The organism is Methylophaga pinxianii (assembly GCF_020447225.1).
Lineage (GTDB): Bacteria > Pseudomonadota > Gammaproteobacteria > Nitrosococcales > Methylophagaceae > Methylophaga > Methylophaga pinxianii.
Genome location: NZ_JAJAEO010000078.1, coordinates 1 through 1,203 on the forward strand (window position 1 = coordinate 1; position 1,203 = coordinate 1,203).

The following is a 1,203-nucleotide window of genomic DNA, read 5'->3' on the forward strand; positions in this document are numbered from 1 at the left end:
GGCATCCATAGCTTCGGTATATGGCTTAAGCCCCGGTACATCTTCCGCGCAGGCCGACTCGACTAGTGAGCTATTACGCTTTCTTTAAAGGGTGGCTGCTTCTAAGCCAACCTCCTAGCTGTCTGTGCCTTCCCACCTCGTTTTCCACTGAGCCATAATTTTGGGACCTTAGCTGATGGTCTGGGTTGTTTCCCTTTCCACGACGGACGTTATCACCCGCCGTGTGTCTCCCATGATTGCACTTCTTGGTATTCGGAGTTTGCATGGGGTTGGTAAGTCGGGATGACCCCCTAGCCCAAACAGTGCTCTACCCCCAAGAGTGATACATGAGGCGCTACCTAAATAGCTTTCGAGGAGAACCAGCTATCTCCTGGCTTGATTAGCCTTTCACTCCGATCCACAGTTCATCCCCGCATTTTTCAACATACGTGGGTTCGGCCCTCCAGTTAGTGTTACCCAACCTTCAGCCTGACCATGGATAGATCGCCAGGTTTCGGGTCTAATCCATGCAACTCGTCGCCCTATTAAGACTCGGTTTCCCTTCGCCTCCCCTATTCGGTTAAGCTCGCTACATAAATTAAGTCGCTGACCCATTATACAAAAGGTACGCAGTCACAGAACAAGTCTGCTCCTACTGCTTGTACGCACACGGTTTCAGGTTCTATTTCACTCCCCTAAACGGGGTTCTTTTCGCCTTTCCCTCACGGTACTAGTTCACTATCGGTCGATAAGGAGTATTTAGCCTTGGAGGATGGTCCCCCCATGTTCAGACAAGGTTTCTCGTGCCCCGCCCTACTTGTCGCAAGCTTAGTACCTTTAACGCCTTTTCGTGTACGGGGCTATCACCCTGTATCGCTAAGCTTTCCAGCTTGTTCCACTAAAACGTTAAATATTACTTGCAGGCTGCTTCCCGTTCGCTCGCCGCTACTAGGGAAATCTCGGTTGATTTCTTTTCCTCCGGCTACTTAGATGTTTCAGTTCGCCGGGTTCGCTTCAATAAGCTATGTATTCACTTATTGATACATACCCAAGGGTATGTGGGTTGCCCCATTCGGAGATCGTAGGCTCACAGCTCGTTTATCAGCTCCCCTACGCTTTTCGCAGATTACTACGTCCTTCATCGCCTCTTATCGCCAAGGCATCCACCATGTGCGCTTATTCACTTGACCATATAACCCGAAATAAATTGGGTTATACGTATTT

General features: G+C 49.5%; 1 rRNA gene. It reads right to left on the minus strand.

Annotation, left to right across the window (positions count from 1 at the left end):
• A 23S ribosomal RNA gene (locus tag LGT40_RS00380) occupies positions 1–1,169 on the minus strand; the annotation flags it as partial.
• Between the last annotated feature and the right edge of the window lie 34 nt (positions 1,170–1,203).